This is a genomic window from Pseudarthrobacter sp. fls2-241-R2A-168, from assembly GCF_030209335.1.
In the GTDB taxonomy this organism is placed as follows: Bacteria; Actinomycetota; Actinomycetes; order Actinomycetales; family Micrococcaceae; genus Arthrobacter.
Genome location: NZ_JARVSG010000038.1, coordinates 1 through 1,411 on the forward strand (window position 1 = coordinate 1; position 1,411 = coordinate 1,411).

A 1,411-nucleotide genomic window follows, 5' to 3' on the forward strand; every position below is an offset into this window, starting at 1 on the left:
ACCGCCTCAAACACTGTGAGGATTGGGGTGGCTGGTCTGGGACTGGCTGGCAGAGTAGGTGCAGGCCGTTCCGCCCTGTGGTCGTGACTCATCAAACACGTGGCCCCCGAGGGTGCCCTTGTGGTGACTTGTCCGTCCATGGAGTGGGCGGCCGGTACCTGGCCCGGCCCACCTCGGTAACTTGATCAGAAGGTTGCCCGCCCCCTCAGTGACTGGGGCGTGGCTCGTCACAGTGTTGTTCCGAAGTGACCTCTACCCGGACTGGTACCGGCCGTGCGCGGCCCCTGACCAAATCCGCGAATAGAGGAAGGTGCGAGAACCACTATGTCTATCGTTGCTCATTCCCGCCCATTTGTCGTCGGCGTCGACACTCACGCCAAAAATCATGTGTACGCGATCATCGCCACCGCCTCCGGGGCACTGCTTCAGACCCGAGATTTTCCCACCACCAGCGCCGGGATCAACCGGGCCATCGCATGGGTCGCGCGCCTTACCGGCGCTGACCTGGCGACCCTGTGGGTGATCGAGGGCGCCGCCTCCTACGGAGCGCTGCTAGCCGGCGCCGTCGGCGCTGCCGGTTACGAGGTCGCCGAAGCCGCACGGATGGACGCCCGGGCCCGTCACGGGGTTGGCAAATCCGATCCGTTGGATGCACACCGGATCGGCGCCGCTGTCCTGCCGATGGAGGAGCAGCAGCTGCTGCGGCCACGCCTGAATGAAGGAGTCCGTGCAGCCCTGCGGGTCCTGGTCTGCGCGCGTGAGTCCATGACTACCGACCGCACCCGGTCCGTGAACGCGTTAACCGCGCTGCTCCGGGTGAACGATCTGGGTCTCGACGCCCGGAAATCCCTGACCGGAACCCAGATCGCCGACGTGGCCCGCTGGCGTGCCCGTGAAGAACCGCTGGCCCTGTCCGTTGCCCGTTCCGAAGCTGTCCGGCTCGCCAAACGCATCGGCCAGCTCGACACGGACATTAAGACCAACGGCTGCCAGATCACCGATCTGGTCGAGATCAGCGAAGCCGCCCCACTGCTGCACGAAAAAGGCTTCGGTGCCGTCACATCCGCCATCTGCCTCACCACGTGGTCCCACCACGGCCGGGTGCGTTCCGAGGCCGCCTACGCCTCCCTCGCCGGCGTCAACCCGATCCCTGCATCTTCCGGGAACACCATCCGGCACAGACTCAACCGCGGCGGCGACAGAACCCTGAACAAAGCCCTGCACGTGATCGCCATCAGCAGGATGACATTCGACCCCGAAACCATCGAATACGTCCAGAAACGACAAGCCGAAGGACGGACTAAAAAGGAAATCCGCCGGTGCGTCAAACGCTACCTCGCCCGACGGATCTACCGAACACTCAACGCAGCAACCCCTACCCCCTGCAGCGCTTGACACCCATAGAAGGGTC

The 1,411-nt window shown here is 64.4% G+C and carries 1 protein-coding gene; it reads left to right on the plus strand.

Going from position 1 to position 1,411, the window contains the following annotated elements; genetic code table 11:
* Nucleotides 1-324 precede the first annotated feature (324 nt).
* Nucleotides 325-1,395 (plus strand): IS110 family RNA-guided transposase, encoded by a 1,071-nt coding sequence (locus QRN11_RS19210; protein ID WP_285314088.1) that lies wholly within the window; start codon nt 325-327, stop codon nt 1,393-1,395.
* Nucleotides 1,396-1,411 lie beyond the last annotated feature (16 nt).